The sequence below is a fragment of the Burkholderia sp. S171 genome, assembly GCF_009766085.1.
Lineage (GTDB): Bacteria > Pseudomonadota > Gammaproteobacteria > Burkholderiales > Burkholderiaceae > Caballeronia.
The window spans coordinates 76,796-91,085 of sequence record NZ_LMUF01000043.1 but is presented as its reverse complement, the minus strand read 5'-3'; the positions used below and the strand labels follow the sequence as shown (position 1 = coordinate 91,085).

The following is a 14,290-nucleotide window of genomic DNA, read 5'->3' as shown; positions in this document are numbered from 1 at the left end:
CCACCGCCAATCTGGCCGGGCCGTCATAGTAAGCGCAGGCTCAGTAACAGTCAATTTTCGTCCGACGTTATTGTTCCAAGTTTTCTTTATCATATTACTATGTATGACTAATTAATATTTCGTCACAAAATTTATCCAAACGATAAATTTCCAAAACTAGCTGGCGACCGCCCTCTCCTTCAGCCATAAGCCAAATTCCTGGAGGACCGCGACGATTTTTCGCAAGCGCTCACCTTCTGCCGTCAGGCTGTACTCGACCTTGACAGGGACCTCAGGATGGACCGTGCGCTTAACCAGGCCCGCTTCCTCTAAGGCCCGCAGGTCGAGCGTCAGCATTCGTTGCGAAATATTTGGAACGTGACGACGAAGTTCATTAAATCTTTTTGGACCATCGAGAAGAAACGAAACAAGCAGCAATCGCCAACGTCCCCCAAGCAGTCTCATGGCCTCTTCAACCGAGCAACCCGATACATTCTCTTTCACAGCCACACCTCGGTATAGTTTTTGTACCTAGATAACAAAAGTCTGCCTTCTTTACAAGAGGAACCGCTCTAGCCACACTCTGCGCTCCGAATCTCGAAGGAGGTGTGTATGAAGTTGTATTTCGCTGCCAATGCTTGCTCCTTATCCCCCCACATTGTTCTGCGCGAATTGAATCTTCCATTTGAGCTGATCAGGGTCAACAACAAAACAAAAAAAACGGCTCATGGCCACGACTTCCTTGTAATCAATCCCAAGGGCTACGTGGCGGCGCTGGAACTCGACGACGGCGCGTTGCTGACCGAAGGACCAGCGATAGTTCAATATCTCGCAGACCTGAAGCCAGAGGCAAACCTTGCGCCCGCGAATGGCACGTGGGAACGAACGAGGCTGCAGGAATGGTTGAACTTCATCAGCAGCGAAATTCACGCGGGATTGAGCCCGCTCTTCAACGCGACCATCCCGGATGCGGTCAAGACAATATTCAAAGACAAATTGTTCAAGCGGCTGGATCAGATCTCATCGGATCTTGACCAGCATGACTACTTGCTGGGTGCGCAATTCGGCGTAGCCGATGCCTACCTGTTTACCGTACTTCGCTGGACCGGCTTGTTTTCAATCGACCTCGGTCATTGGCCCTCGATCTTGACATATATGAAAAGGGTGGGCGGACGTGCATCGGTACGAGCGGCACTTGAAGCTGAAGACGTGGCACAAGTCGCATAACCCACCACGCAACTATGGCAAGGCGCGTTGGCGTTACCTCATTCGTACGTGCATTGAGGCAGAAAATACTCGATCCGGAAGTTCTGCTTCACCTTACTAGATTGGATTGAACCGATCCGCGATCGATCACACGCCACTACTTATGCCCCACGCCCTTGAAGAACGTGTAGCAAAACACGCCATCGTCTTGCGTGGTCCGATGCAGATCCCGGACACCGTCATCGAAATCTTGCGGCTTGATCAGGCCGGCCGATATAGCCGGTACACGCACGCCTTCGATCATCGCGGTGAAGGTCTTCCGTGTGAATCCGTCCACCAGATCGGGCCGGCTCGCGTCCGCGTACACCATGCGCGGCGACACGCGAACCTGATTGAAACCTGCCGCGTTCATCAGCGGATATAACTGCCTGCCGATAAGCGCGTTCCCGCCCGCTTGCTGTTGCAACGTGATTTGGCACTGAATGGCCGCGCGAGCTGCAGGGCTGTCCGGATGGAAATAGGTTGAGCCGTGATCCCCTTCAATGACCGTAATAGTGCCGCCCGGCTTGAGCAGACGCTTAAGCCGCGCAAGCGCTTCCATTGGCTGCCCGAGATGCTCCAGAACAAAGCAGACAAAAATTTGATCGAAAGACTCAGGTTCGAACGGCAGCGAAAAGATATCGGCTTGCTGGAACGTGACGTTCGTGAGTCCGTTCGCGTGGATTTTTTGTTGCGCTGCGTCGATAGACTGAAGATTGATATCGATAGAAGTAAATCGTGCAGCCGGACTGCGCGCAGCTAGCGTCACCGTCTGCGCACCAACGCCGCATCCGGCCTCCAGCACGGTGTGACCGGCGGGATAAACCGTATCGAAGTGGAGCAGTTCCGTTAGCGTTCGCGCCTGGTTTTGCAAGCGCTCGTTCTCGTTCCGCTGATAACCGTGTACATACGCATCCATGAATCCAGACCTCCTTCAAGTAGGTGGGCCTAGTGTCACGATTGACTCAGGGGCACGTCTTGAACGTTATTGCAGTGCGCGTACGCCCACCTTCTGCCATGCACCGGGCGTGAATCCAAAATGACGGATAAAAAGCCGGGTCATGTGGCTTTGATCCGAGAAACCACAAGCGCTTGCCGTTTGCGCCAGGCTAAGTCCATTGCGAATCAAACCTCGCGCCCGCTCGGTGCGCTGTTGCAGCAGCCACGCATGGGGCGGCACGCCGTAGGTCTTTTCGAAGCGCCGCAGCACCTGGTATTTACTAAGGCCGCACATAGCGGCTAGTTCGGTAAGCGTTGGCGCATTAAGCAGGTCATCGCCCAGCCGCTCCCGAACGCGTCTCAGGTCACCGCCAATTTCACGGGCAGCCGGAGTGGTCGAATGGACGTTCAACAAGAGCGCGCAGGTCTGGACGAGGGATTCTTCACAGGCAAGAACATGAGCGCCGTTCGACTGCTGCCCGGCACCATCATTCTCCACGCGCCGAAACAATTCCCGCAGCGCAGCACGGAGTCGCTCGTCTTCTATGACCGGACGCGTGAGTTCGACATCCGCCACAGCGCAGGACTGGGGATCTCCCAGCATGGAAGCGATCACCGCAGGCTCCAGATACACCATGCGCCAGCGACGCGAAGCGCCGCCAATCGGGCGGCCATCATGTACTTCACCAGGATTGGTCGTGATCAGGTCGCCTGCGTAAGCCTCGACCTGCCCCTGACCACTGGCGGAACTCTGCGCACCGCTCTCCAGCAGCCCAAGACCAAACGTCGCGTGCCAGTGTTTGCCGTAGTGGCGAGCGCTGTCGATATCCGTGCAATAGACATCCGCCCAAGGCGAGCCGAATACCCGACAGGTGTGATCTGGAGTGACTTTCATGTCTCGAAGACTATCGCAAGTTGCGCGGAAAGTTGAGCGGTGAGTTAAAGGGAAAATACGCTAAACCGCTCGCGACCAGCATTGAATCGAATTTAAGCCGGGTTTACCAGAAACGAAATGATAGTTACATCGAAAGATACGATCATCACATTTCGACGTCATTCATAACATCCGAACGGCCGCAAATGTTATTGACTCGCCATTTGGCTGATGAGAAGATCACAACATTGTTTCGCGACCAATAGCAAAAATTCGCAAAAACATTAGAAGAAACCATAAAAGAATTTCGTCATGCAGACGAAGGAGACAAGCGAGATGAGTGAGCCGGTTGCGGCCGCATCATCGCCTCAGGTTCCGTTGATCCGAGTTGCGGGCGTCACCAAGCGGTTTGGCGGCGTGCAAGCGCTTCGCGGGGTCAACCTCGAAGTACTTCCCGGAGAAGTCCACGCGTTGCTGGGCGAAAACGGCGCCGGGAAGTCAACGCTGATCAAGATCCTGAGCGGTGTTCATACCTACGATGAAGGATCTATCGAGATCGCGGGCAAGAGAGTCGCGTTCGACTCCCCGGCGCAATCGCGCGACGCGGGTGTTGCCGTCGTCTACCAGGACCTGAGCCTGGTCGAATCCTTGTCGGTCGGGGCAAACCTGATGCTGGGACGAGAGCCGCGCACGCGTCTGGGCTTCGTCAAGAAACGCCAGCTCATGACCACGGTCAACGACTTTCTTAGGGCTCACGGCATTCCACTCGATGCACGAACGCCCGTGGGTTCCCTCCCCTTCGCCTATCGCCAGATGACGGAGATCTGCAAGGCGTTGATGGGAGATGTGCGCATACTGATCCTTGACGAGCCCACCTCGGCGCTGACGGGCGGCGAGGAACAGATCCTCTTCGACGCCATTCGTACGGTGACCCGTCGTGGTGTGGGCGTCATTTATGTGACGCACCGGTTGAACGAGGTATTTCGTATTTCGCAGCGCGTCACGGTGTTCCGTGACGGGTTGAATGTCGGGATGTTCCCAACGGCGGAAACCGATATGAAACAACTGGTGGCGGCCATTATTGGCCCCGGCCATGCGGCATTGCATGCGCGGGAAAGGACCGCTGTGGGCTCGGCAAGCGATTTGCCTGTCCAAGAGAAGGATAAGGTCGCCGTAGCCACCCAGGCCGTCCTTACGTTGTCCAAAGTAGGCAATGACCGGCTGCGCGATGTCGACCTCGCCGTCTTCAAGGGCGAGGTCCACGGACTCGCGGGATTGATCGGCAGCGGCCGTACCGAGATCCTGGAAACCATCTTCGGACTCAGGGCGGCAGACACCGGCAGCATCGTGATCGATGAGCAACCGATGTCGCGCATAACACCGGCACGTGCCATCAAACTTGGCGTCGCGCTCGTGCCGGAGGACCGCCATGTACAGGGCCTGGTCCTTGATCACTCCATCGAACGAAACCTGACCTTGCCGCGGCTGCCGCAATTTTCCCGTTGGGGTTGGCTGCGCAGCCAAGCTGCCGTGCAGCAGGCGCAAAGCTCGATGAAAAAGCTGGCCGTCAAAGCACCGGGATCTTCTACCTACGTCAAGTTCCTGTCCGGCGGCAATCAACAGAAAGTGGTTTTCGCCAAATGGGATCACCCGCGGCCCAAGCTTCTTTTACTCGATGAACCCACGGTCGGCGTCGACGTTGGCGCGCGCGAGGAAATATACGGCGTGGTCCAGGACGCCGCTCGGGCCGGTACAGGTGTCCTTATCGTGTCGTCGGATCTCGATGAGCTTCTGCGCCTGTGCGACCGGATCTCCATTGTGGTCGATGGCCGCATCGTCAATACCCTGGATCGCGCTCATCTCGGCAATGCCGAAGCGCTTCATCACCTGATTCAACTCTCCCGTTCTTCCAACGAGCTCGCAACATGAACGACTCTGTCTCAACGCCCACGACTGACGGGCAGGCAGCTCAACAGCGCAGCAGCCGCAAGTGGCAGTTAGTCCGGCTCCTGTTGCAGGGCGACCGGCCCTACGCGCTGTATTTCGCGTTTGCGATCCTGCTGGTGGTGTTCAGTTTCGCGTCGCCGTGGTTCCTCTCCATCGACAACTTCCTGAACATCGGCCGCCAGACCGCGCTTGTTTCCATCATCGCGATCGGCATGACGTTCGTGATCATCGCGCGGCAGATCGACTTGTCCGTGGGATCCGCACTGGCGTTGTCCGGCATGTCCGCTGCACTCGCCATGGCGCACATTGGCGACAACTGGATCATCGGCGCTATCGCGGGCATTGGGACCGGCGCAATCGTGGGCGCGATCAACGGCTTTGTCGTCACCCGGCTGAATATTCCTTCGTTCCTGGTCACGCTGGGGACGCTTAGCGCCGCGCGCGGTCTGGCACTGCTAGTCACCACAACCCGGCCGGTCATCATCACCAATGACTCCTTTGTTTCGATCTTCGGCGAGGGCGACATCTTCGGCGTGCCGGTGCCAATCATCTGGACCGTGCTGGCCGTGATCGCCGGCATCTTGCTGCTTCACTACAGCGTCTTTGGCCGGCAGATCTATGCGGCCGGCGGCAATCCAACCGCAGCGCTTTATTCGGGCATCAACATCAAGCGCGTGACGACGCTGGCCTTCGTCCTCACCGGCATGCTTGCCGGGCTCGCCGCGCTCGTTCTCTCTGCGCGCTCTCACGCGGCGCGGCCCGATGTCGTGCAGGGGCTTGAGCTCGACGTGATCGCGTCCGTGACGCTAGGCGGTTGCAGTCTCTTCGGCGGCAGGGGGTTTGTCCTCGGCACGCTGCTGGGCAGCCTCATTATCGGAACACTCAACAACGGTCTTGTTCTGCTGGGCGTGAGTTCGTCGCTCCAGCTTGTTATCAAGGGGGCGATCATCGTCGCGGCGGTCGCCTTTACAAAGAAGTGACGGGGGATGCCGATCACTCGCGATGCAGGGGACGAAGTACATCAAAACCAACGGAGGAGAATCATGAAACATCGTCGTGGCTCAAGAATGGTTTTAGCCGGCATGATGGCAGCGGCAGGCGTTGCGGCCCTGTCTTCTTTCGATGCCAGCGCGCAGTGCGTAACCGGATTACCGGTTGCATCGATAGGACCACAAACAATTGTCGGGCAAGGACCGAATGGAGAAAAAGCAGCGTCGGTGGACACGGTGAAACTGAGCGACGCTGACGTTGCCAAGATCAAAGCGGGCAAGTTCAAGGTCGGTATCTCCATGCAGACCATGAACCTCGACTGGTCGCAACTGCAGGTCCAGGGCATTACCGACACGCTGAAGAAATACGGTGTGGAGGTTATCGGCACGGCGTCGGCCGAGTATCAGGTCGACAAGCAGATTGCGGATATCGAAAACACTATCCAGCGCCACCCGGACGGCATCATCTCCATTCCGGTCGATGGGACCGCGACCGCGGCCACGTACAAGAAGGTGTCCCAGGCCGGTATCAAGCTGGTGTTCATGGACAACGTGCCGGCCGGACTGAAGCATCCGGAACAATACGCCTCGATGATCTCGGCCGACAGCGAAGGCAACGGTCAGATCGCGGCCAAGGTTCTTGCATCGTGCGTACCCAAAGGAGCCACCATTGGACTGGTCAATTTCGGTGTGGATTACTTCAGCACGAAGGAGCGCACTAAAGCGGTCAATGACTGGATGAAAAAGAATCGGCCCGACCTCAAGATCAAGCAGGTCGACTTCACTGACCCATCGAAAGTCGGGCAGATCGCGGGGGATTTTTTGACCGGCAATCCGGACGTCAAAGGGCTGTTCGCTGTATGGGATCAACCGGCGCTGGACACGCTGACGTCAATGCGGGCTCAGGGCGTAAACATCCCGGTCACGACAGTCGATCTTGGGCTTGAATCCGCGATCGAGATTGCCAAGGGTGGACCGCTGAAGGCAACCGGTTCGCAGCGCCCCTATGATCAGGGCGTGGCCGAGGCAATGGCCATGATGAAGGCGCTCATTGGACAGACGCCGCCGGCGTGGATCGGCGTGCAATCGTTGCCGGTTGTTCAGTCGAACGTGCTCGAAGCGTACAAGATCGTCTTCAAGAAAGATCCTCCGCCTCAGCTCGCGGACGCTTGTACGAAGGCAAAACCGGCTTGTGGCTGATGTGACGGTTTGAGCGATACGGGCGAAGCGTGCTCAGGTGCGTGCTTCGCCTGCAATCCATTACGACCAGGCAATCTGCTCCAGAATGTCATCGCAAGATGGAGTCGGAGTTGCGATCAAGCGAGGCGCTCCACGAAGAGCCGCCGTCAGCTATTTCGAGCTATAAAATTAGACGGGTTAGCGTGGTCGGCTAGCTGTAACCTAAAGCGCACGCGATAGCCGCGTCAGTGTATCAACGCGGTGCCAGCCAGCCTTTTCCCAAAAGGCCATGGCGGCTTCGTTATCGACAACGACATCCAGATGCACCCATCCCAGGTGGTGTTCCCGGAGACGCTCGATACACCTGTCGATCATTGCTCTCGCAAGACCTTGACCGCGCGAAGCCGGTGCAACCACGACGTGCTGGAGAAATCCACGGCGGCCGTCGTGGCTAGCCAGGGCGCAGCCGACCAGCCCGCGATCCTTGACAGCGACCACGCTCAGGCCAGGGTTTCTAACAAGCAACCGTTCAATCCCTTCCTTGCTGTCGGTAACCGGGCGAATGTCGACACCCGGCGTGCTCTTCCACAGTGCAACAACAGCGTCATAGTCAGTCAGTACCATTTCTCGAATCTGTGCGCCCATCATCCATCCCGTCAAGAGCCCTTGTTTAGCATTAGGTACTGCGGATTAGCCGCAGCCAGGAAATCAATCACCCGATCACACCAATCACCAACGCGGATTTTTGCCGCGTTACCCTACTGCTGATATTCAACATTCTATCTATCCGCCTTGCCGTTTTTCAACTGCCCTCCCGGCCGCAAAAACACTCGATGGAATAAACCGGTCCGCACGTGCGTTCTCAGTGCGTGAGGCGCACGCCTTGCCTCGGTCCGCGGTTTCCCCACTCACCCACGCCTCCAATGAAATTCAGCGATCTCTCATCCCCTGCGTTCTTTGAAAATCCCTACCCCTTCTACGAACAGCTTCGCGCCCAAGGCGCGCTGATTCCGCTGGCACCCAACGTCGTGATCACCGGCCACTATGCAATGGTTGACGCGCTGCTGCGCGATCGGCGTATGGGGAAGACGTATATGCCCAGCGTAGTCGCGCGCTACGGCGAAAGCGCACCCGAGCAGCCGGTGTTTCAGGCGCTCAGCCGCATGTTCCTCATGATGAACCCGCCGGCACACACGCGGCTGCGCAGTCTCCTGATGGCGGCTTTTAATGCCCGTCAGATCGACCTTCTTCGCGACACGGCACAGAGCACCGCGGACAGCCTGATCGATGCCCTCGATCCAGGCGCGGAATTCGATCTGGTCACCGACTACGCGTTGCCCTTGCCGGTGAACGTCATTTGCCGGTTGCTCGATGTGCCTGTCGAAGATGGCGTCAAGCTCGGCTCGGCGGCAAGCCACTTCGGCAATGCGCTGGAAGCCGCCCCCATGGACGCCGTGCACCTTGCCGCCGCGAACGAAGCAACGCAAACATTGGAGCGCTATTTCAAAACCGTGGTCGAGCAGCGGCGCACGAAACCCGGCAACGATCTCGTGTCCGCGCTGCTTCGTGCGGAGCAAGCCGGCGAATCGCTCACCGAAGATGAGATCATTTCGAACGTGCTGCTGCTGTTCGTTGCAGGGCATGAAACGACGTCGAACATGCTGGGTAATGCGCTGATTGCGTTGCATCGCCACCCCGAGCAACTTGCGCTGCTCAAGGGCGACGCGTCGTTGCTGCCCAAGGCTGTTGGAGAGTGCCTGCGGTTCGACAGCTCGGTGCAAATGATCGTGCGTACGGCGTTTGAAGACCTGGAGGCGGCGGGTCACTCGATCGCGCGCGGCACGATGGTGTTCATGACGGTCGGGGCCGCGAATCGCGATCCCGGCCAGTTCGAGAAGCCGGATGAGCTGGACATCGGGCGCCAGCTTCAGGGCCAGTTGCTTTCATTCGGCGCCGGCATTCATCACTGCCTGGGCGCACGGCTCGCGACGCTGGAACTCGAAACGGGGCTGAGTACTCTTCTGTCGCGGCTACCGGATCTGCGCATCACGAATCTCGATTCACTGCAGTGGCGGCAACGCAATACCCTGCGCGGGGTGGAATCGTTAAGGGCGCTGTGTTAGCCGCCTGACAATTCCCGACGAGCGCGGAATGCCTCTTTCCATGCGCAAGCGGAATTGAACGCGATAAGTAAAAAAAAATCGGACGCGCCCCCAGGTCAAGCCTGATACGGCGGTCCGATTAAACCCACACTGAGTGGACGATCGTACGCAACGGTCTTGTGGCGAAGTTGACTTAGATCAATGAATTAGGTCGCCGCTTAAGGCAATGCTTTAAGGCAATACTTTAAGGCGAGGCTTAAGTCGGGCAGACAGCGCCAGCGCACCCGGATCAACTGGAGGCGTGCACCATCAACTCGTCTGCTCTCGAAAGAAACAACTTCAGGACAGGGGAGGCGTTCGACCTGCTGTAGCCAATAACCAGATCGATTGTCGGTGCATCGCCTTCAAGAGGGCGGCTGACTACCGACCAAGGCAGCAAGTTGTTCGCATACTCCGGCATCAGCGCCAGCCCGCGCGTGGATGCGACGAGCGACATGGCCATCGCCAGATTGTCGACGCCGTGTTCGGGCGTGAGATTGACCCCGCTTTGCTGCAGATACCGCTCAATCACCTCGTGCAGAACCCTCGCCTTGTTCGAGGCCATGATGAACGGCTCGCCCACGAGATCCTCTGGACGGATCGTCGCTCGCTCGGTCAACGGGTGGTCGCTTGGCATAAGTACAACGAGCCTTTCACCGCTGACCACCCGATAGTCCAGATCGAACCCCGGTTCGGCCCGTAAAAAAGCGAGATCAAGCTTGCCGCGAGCGAGGGCATCGGCGAGGTCCGGCGAATAGTGGCTCGATACCGTGACGTCAATGTTCGGCAATTCATCGCGCAGCACCTGCATGGCGCGTGGCAGCCAGGTCATTTCCTGACCGGTCAGGAAACCGAGCGCAAAGACCTGTTTCGTGGGTTGAGAGGCGCGCCGCGCCGCCTCAATAGCGGCATCAACCTGGCTCAGCGCTAGCCGTGCATGGTCGAGGAAAGCCTTGCCCGCAGCCGTCAGCTCGACCCCTCGCGCACTTCGGTTGAACAGTTCTGCCCCAACCTCGTCTTCCAGGTCACGAATCTGCCGGCTAAGCGATGGTTGCGACGTATGCAGGCGGCGTTCGGCCGCCACGGTCAGGCTCCCGGTCTCCGCGACGGCTACAAAATACCGCAAATGTCGAAGCTCCATACGTTCCCTTCAAATCGGTCATGCCTGGCAGGCATGCCCGCCAGCCTACAAAGTCTTTTTACTTTCCGCAAGGCCCGACTAAATTACGCATCAGGCAGCGACGAAACGGCAACACCCTGTTTATCGCGACGGTTTGAAATCTGCCTCGCTCCATACCTTTTATCTATATCGGAGAATCGCCATGACCAGTCATACCCACCAAACCGCCCCGACGCAATTCGTTGATGCAAACGGCATCCGCTTCGCTTATCGGCGCTTCGGCAAGACGGGCGGCGTCCCGCTCGTGTTAAACATCCACTTCACCGGCACGATGGATCACTGGGATCCGGCTGTCACCAACGGTCTTGCGCAAGGTCGCGAAGTGATCCTGTTTAACAACGCCGGGATCTCCAGCACGTCAGGCGAGGTACCGCAGTCGATTGAAGAAATGGCCGCCAACGCTGGCGCCTTTATCAAGGCACTTGGGCTCACGCAAGTCGATGTGCTCGGTTTTTCGATGGGCGGCCTGATCGCGCAGGAACTGGCGCTGGCCGAGCCGCAGCTCGTACGCCGCCTGATTTTAGTCGGCACAGGTCCCCGCAGCGGCGAAGGCATGGCGTCGCTCACGCCGGAAGCACAGGAGATTTTTGGTGCCTCTTACGAGGAGCCGGATCACTTGTGGCTTCGCGTGCACTTCTCGCCGTCGGATGCAAGCCAGGCAGCTGGCCGCAAGTTCCTGCAGCGCTTTCGCCTGCGCACCGAAGGCCGGGATCCCGAAGCCAACGACCAGGTCGCACCGGCGCAACTGGCCGCACTCGCCAAGTGGGGCGCGCCCCGCGAAAATCCTTTCGATTACCTCTTGGCGCTCGCTCAGCCCACGCTCGTGATCAACGGGGACAACGACGTGATCATCTATTCGATCAACTCGTGGATCCTGCAGCAGAACATTCCGAACGCACAGCTAATCATTTATCCGGATGCCAACCACGGCTCGCTGTACCAGTATCCCGAGCGCTTCGTGACGCATGTGGCGCAGTTCCTGTCCGAGAGCGACGAACACGCCTGAGTCAACGCTCATGAACATGCGCATGCACTGAATTGCCAGATCGTTTTCATTCAAGTTAAAGGAGTCTGATCATGACGAACCTCACCGGAAAGACCGCTCTAGTCACGGGCGCTTCGCGCGGCATCGGTCGGGCTAGCGCGCTCGCACTTGCCAAAGAAGGTGCACAAGTGCTGGTTCATTACAGCAGCGGCGAAAAGGAAGCGGACGCAGTCGTTGCCGAAATTCGTGCGGCCGGCGGGAACGCGCAAAAGGTCTCCGCGAATCTGCGCGATGCTGACGGCCCGCATACGCTGGCCAAACGTGTACGCGCTGTGGTGGGTCATCGGCTGGATATTCTGGTGGCGAACGCCGGCATTTCGAAGTCGGCGAGCATCGAGGAAACGACAGTCGAAGATTTCGATGACCTGTTCGCCGTGAATGTGCGCGCACCCTTTTTCCTCGTGCAGCAATTACTGCCGGTGATGTGCAAAGGCAGTACCGTTGTTCTGCTGTCGTCGCTCGCAGCGCATACGGTGGTCGGCAAGCTGCCTGCCTATGCGGCGACCAAGGGCGCGGTCGATACCCTCGTCAAGCATTTCGCTTCAGCACTCGGCGAACGCGGTATTCGCGTAAATGCGGTGGCGCCCGGTGTAGTCGCCACCGAGATGTCGAGTTTCACGAAGACTGAAGAGGGACGCGGGGTGGCGATCGGCATGCAGGCGCTAAAAAGGGTCGCGCAACCCGATGACATTGGCAGTGCGGTCGCGTTTCTCGCATCGGATGCGGCGCGCTGGATTACCGGCGAAACGCTGCATGTAGACGGCGGCTCGAAGCTCTAGTCCGAACGATTTCAAGCCTGTTTTCAGCGTGTGTGAAAAACCTGATTGATTAGGTATCCACACTTAAATTAAATACGAACAAGGAAGATCAAAATGACACCCTCCGCCCCCGTACTGTACGAATCAAAAGGCTCGCCGAACGCACGCCGTGTCCGCATCTTCATCGCGGAGAAGGGAATTGATATCCCGATGAAGCCGGTCGACCTGGGCGCCAAGGAACAGTTCTCTGACTCTTACCGCGCAATCAACCCGCGCAGTCAGGTGCCGGCGCTGGCGTTAGCCAATGGTCCCGTCATCACTGAAGTACTCGCGATCTGGCGTTACCTGGAAGAGGCGTATCCCCAAATCCCGTTGCTAGGGACGACGGCCGAATCAAAGGCCCTCGTCACGATGTGGGAACGCCGCGCAGAACTGGACGGCTTCGCACCCGTCATGGAAGGCGTGCGCAACGCGGTCGCCGGACTGAAAGGCCGCGCGCTCTCGGGCCCGCACGCTTATGACCAGATTCCCGAACTGGTCGAGCGCAGCAAACAGCGTGTGGCGAATTTTTACTCCGACTTCAACGCTCGGCTCGACACGGTCCGGTTCGTAGCCGGCGATGAATTCTCGGCAGCGGACATCACCACGCTGGTCACGGTCGACTTCGCAACCAACGCGTTGAAAATGCCGATTCCAGAAGAACACCGTGCGTTTCGTCGATGGTACGACGAGGTCTCCGCCCGACCGAGTGCCACCGCATAAAACCCTGGCGCCGGTCCTGACCGACCGGTGCGTAAGAAGCCCATGTTGGATTGCCCGCTACCGTTTCGACAGCATCCGGCGATGCAGACCGGGTCGCGTTCGGCCGGAACTGCTCGTCGGATCCGGATTTGCCGTATCGTCTGAAGCGGAAGTTGCCGCTTATTTGCCTACTGTAGAAGTCGCAGAAGCCGTGTGAACCCCGCTTGAATTCACTTACTCTGGAGTAGTCTCATGTCACGCACAATCAAATTTGCTAAAGCCGGCGGTCCCGACGTCCTCGAATTCGTCGAGGCAGCGGTACCTGCTCCCGGTCCGACTGAAGTACGCATCAACGTCAAGGCGATAGGCATTAATCGCGCCGAGGCAATGTGGCGCGCGGACGCCTACATTGAACCCGTCAAGTTCCCGGCCGGTCTCGGGTACGAGGCAGCGGGTATTGTCGATGCAGTGGGCAGCGACGTCACCGGGTTCGCGCCGGGCGACAAGGTCAACCTGATTCCGTCGTTCTCGATGAACCAGTACTTCACGTACGGCGAAGTCATCGTTGCGCCGGAACACGCGGTCGTCAAGCATCCGGAATCGCTTTCGTATGCCGAAGCGGCATCGGTCTGGATGATGTTCGTGACGGCTTACGGCGCGCTGATCGAAGACGCGAAAGTGGGCAAGGGCGATTTCGTCATCATCCCGGCAGCGTCAAGCAGCGTTGGACTCGCGGCGATCCAGATTGCCAACTACGCCGGCGCGACGTCCATCGCGACAACGCGCACGGCCGACAAGAAACAGCAGTTGCTCGATGCAGGCGCCGCGCACGTCATTGTCACGGACGAGACTGACCTGGTCGAAGAAGTCACGCGAATCACAGGTGGCCAGGGTGCGCGCGTCGTGTTCGATCCAGTCGGTGGTCCGAACTTCCCGAAGCTGATTTCCGCGCTGTCGTTCCAGGGCATTGCGTATATCTATGGGGCGCTTAGCGAAGGTGTGACGCCGTTGCCCGTGCTGGACATGATCGCCAAGATGATCACCGTCAAGGCTCACAACATCTGGCTGACGAGCGGTGACGCGACCCGTCGCAAGGCTGCGGTGGACTACGTACTCAAGGGACTCGAGAGCGGCGCGCTTAAACCGGTGATCGATCGCTCCTTCACGTTCGACGAAATGGTCGACGTGCATCGCTATCTGGAAACCAACGGCCAGTTCGGCAAGATCGTGGTGACCGTGTAAGCAAAAGCGCAGGCGCCTGATCACGGGCGCC

14 protein-coding genes are annotated in these 14,290 nt (G+C 58.2%); 9 read left to right on the top strand and 5 right to left on the bottom strand.

Going from position 1 to position 14,290, the window contains the following annotated elements; translation table 11 throughout:
* Positions 1-156: 156 nt before the first annotated feature.
* Positions 157-483 (bottom strand): helix-turn-helix domain-containing protein, encoded by a 327-nt coding sequence (locus GSQ93_RS23650; protein ID WP_158938072.1) that lies wholly within the window; start codon positions 481-483, stop codon positions 157-159.
* Between the two features lie 108 nt (positions 484-591).
* On the opposite strand from GSQ93_RS23650, the gene gstA reads away from it, so the two are divergent.
* Entirely contained in the window at positions 592-1,206 is a 615-nt protein-coding gene (gstA, locus tag GSQ93_RS23645; RefSeq protein ID WP_158938071.1) for a glutathione transferase GstA, read from the top strand.
* 136 nt (positions 1,207-1,342) lie between these two features.
* On the opposite strand, the gene GSQ93_RS23640 is transcribed toward gstA, so the two are convergent.
* Both GSQ93_RS23640 and GSQ93_RS23635 read right to left on the bottom strand, forming a co-directional pair.
* On the bottom strand, positions 1,343-2,143 hold the full coding sequence (locus GSQ93_RS23640; protein WP_158938070.1) for a methyltransferase domain-containing protein: 801 nt from the start codon (positions 2,141-2,143) through the stop codon (positions 1,343-1,345).
* Positions 2,144-2,209: 66 nt separating this feature from the next.
* The gene (locus tag GSQ93_RS23635; protein WP_158938069.1) at positions 2,210-3,058 is read right to left on the bottom strand and encodes an AraC family transcriptional regulator; all 849 of its coding nucleotides are present in this window, start codon (positions 3,056-3,058) and stop codon (positions 2,210-2,212) included.
* 315 nt (positions 3,059-3,373) lie between these two features.
* Here GSQ93_RS23635 and GSQ93_RS23630 point away from each other — a divergent pair, with 315 nt between their 5' ends.
* The 3 genes from GSQ93_RS23630 to GSQ93_RS23620 all read left to right on the top strand — a co-directional run bounded on the left by GSQ93_RS23630 (position 3,374) and on the right by GSQ93_RS23620 (position 7,173).
* Entirely contained in the window at positions 3,374-4,966 is a 1,593-nt protein-coding gene (locus GSQ93_RS23630) for a sugar ABC transporter ATP-binding protein (RefSeq protein WP_158938068.1), read from the top strand.
* The gene (locus GSQ93_RS23625; protein ID WP_158938067.1) at positions 4,963-5,964 is read left to right on the top strand and encodes an ABC transporter permease; all 1,002 of its coding nucleotides are present in this window, start codon (positions 4,963-4,965) and stop codon (positions 5,962-5,964) included. Before GSQ93_RS23630 ends, GSQ93_RS23625 begins: the two co-directional genes overlap by 4 nt.
* Positions 5,965-6,027: 63 nt before the next feature.
* Positions 6,028-7,173 carry a substrate-binding domain-containing protein gene (locus GSQ93_RS23620; RefSeq protein WP_158938066.1) on the top strand — a complete coding sequence of 382 codons (1,146 nt, stop codon included), beginning with the start codon at positions 6,028-6,030 and terminating at the stop codon, positions 7,171-7,173.
* Positions 7,174-7,374: 201 nt separating this feature from the next.
* On the opposite strand, the gene GSQ93_RS23615 is transcribed toward GSQ93_RS23620, so the two are convergent.
* Positions 7,375-7,776, bottom strand: a complete 402-nt coding sequence (locus tag GSQ93_RS23615) for a GNAT family N-acetyltransferase (protein ID WP_216857660.1) — start codon at positions 7,774-7,776, stop codon at positions 7,375-7,377.
* 299 nt (positions 7,777-8,075) lie between these two features.
* Between GSQ93_RS23615 and GSQ93_RS23610 the strand changes: the two genes are divergently transcribed.
* Positions 8,076-9,275 carry a cytochrome P450 gene (locus GSQ93_RS23610; RefSeq protein WP_158938065.1) on the top strand — a complete coding sequence of 400 codons (1,200 nt, stop codon included), beginning with the start codon at positions 8,076-8,078 and terminating at the stop codon, positions 9,273-9,275.
* Between the two features lie 268 nt (positions 9,276-9,543).
* On the opposite strand, the gene GSQ93_RS23605 is transcribed toward GSQ93_RS23610, so the two are convergent.
* On the bottom strand, positions 9,544-10,434 hold the full coding sequence (locus tag GSQ93_RS23605) for a LysR family transcriptional regulator (RefSeq protein WP_158938064.1): 891 nt from the start codon (positions 10,432-10,434) through the stop codon (positions 9,544-9,546).
* Between the two features lie 181 nt (positions 10,435-10,615).
* Between GSQ93_RS23605 and GSQ93_RS23600 the strand changes: the two genes are divergently transcribed.
* From GSQ93_RS23600 to GSQ93_RS23585, 4 genes are all read left to right on the top strand, one after another.
* Positions 10,616-11,479 carry an alpha/beta fold hydrolase gene (locus tag GSQ93_RS23600; protein WP_158938063.1) on the top strand — a complete coding sequence of 288 codons (864 nt, stop codon included), beginning with the start codon at positions 10,616-10,618 and terminating at the stop codon, positions 11,477-11,479.
* Between the two features lie 71 nt (positions 11,480-11,550).
* Positions 11,551-12,297: an SDR family NAD(P)-dependent oxidoreductase gene (locus tag GSQ93_RS23595; RefSeq protein WP_158938062.1), complete on the top strand. Its 747-nt coding sequence runs from the start codon at positions 11,551-11,553 to the stop codon at positions 12,295-12,297.
* 93 nt (positions 12,298-12,390) lie between these two features.
* Complete coding sequence (locus tag GSQ93_RS23590; protein ID WP_158938061.1) at positions 12,391-13,038, top strand: glutathione S-transferase; 648 nt, start codon at positions 12,391-12,393, stop codon at positions 13,036-13,038.
* A gap of 231 nt (positions 13,039-13,269) precedes the next feature.
* Complete coding sequence (locus GSQ93_RS23585) at positions 13,270-14,259, top strand: zinc-dependent alcohol dehydrogenase family protein (protein ID WP_158938060.1); 990 nt, start codon at positions 13,270-13,272, stop codon at positions 14,257-14,259.
* Positions 14,260-14,290 lie beyond the last annotated feature (31 nt).

Bases quoted from the DNA above. Each gene is read 5' to 3' on its own strand.
- GSQ93_RS23620 (WP_158938066.1), top strand. From the start codon at position 6,028: ATGAAACATCGTCGTGGCTCAAGAATGGTTTTAGCCGGCATGATGGCA.
- GSQ93_RS23585 (WP_158938060.1), top strand. From the start codon at position 13,270: ATGTCACGCACAATCAAATTTGCTAAAGCCGGCGGTCCCGACGTCCTC.
- GSQ93_RS23600 (WP_158938063.1), top strand. From the start codon at position 10,616: ATGACCAGTCATACCCACCAAACCGCCCCGACGCAATTCGTTGATGCA.
- GSQ93_RS23630 (WP_158938068.1), top strand. From the start codon at position 3,374: ATGAGTGAGCCGGTTGCGGCCGCATCATCGCCTCAGGTTCCGTTGATC.
- GSQ93_RS23595 (WP_158938062.1), top strand. From the start codon at position 11,551: ATGACGAACCTCACCGGAAAGACCGCTCTAGTCACGGGCGCTTCGCGC.
- GSQ93_RS23615 (WP_216857660.1), bottom strand. From the start codon at position 7,776: ATGGTACTGACTGACTATGACGCTGTTGTTGCACTGTGGAAGAGCACG.
- GSQ93_RS23590 (WP_158938061.1), top strand. From the start codon at position 12,391: ATGACACCCTCCGCCCCCGTACTGTACGAATCAAAAGGCTCGCCGAAC.
- GSQ93_RS23610 (WP_158938065.1), top strand. From the start codon at position 8,076: ATGAAATTCAGCGATCTCTCATCCCCTGCGTTCTTTGAAAATCCCTAC.
- GSQ93_RS23605 (WP_158938064.1), bottom strand. From the start codon at position 10,434: ATGGAGCTTCGACATTTGCGGTATTTTGTAGCCGTCGCGGAGACCGGG.
- gstA (WP_158938071.1), top strand. From the start codon at position 592: ATGAAGTTGTATTTCGCTGCCAATGCTTGCTCCTTATCCCCCCACATT.
- GSQ93_RS23625 (WP_158938067.1), top strand. From the start codon at position 4,963: ATGAACGACTCTGTCTCAACGCCCACGACTGACGGGCAGGCAGCTCAA.
- GSQ93_RS23640 (WP_158938070.1), bottom strand. From the start codon at position 2,143: ATGGATGCGTATGTACACGGTTATCAGCGGAACGAGAACGAGCGCTTG.
- GSQ93_RS23635 (WP_158938069.1), bottom strand. From the start codon at position 3,058: ATGAAAGTCACTCCAGATCACACCTGTCGGGTATTCGGCTCGCCTTGG.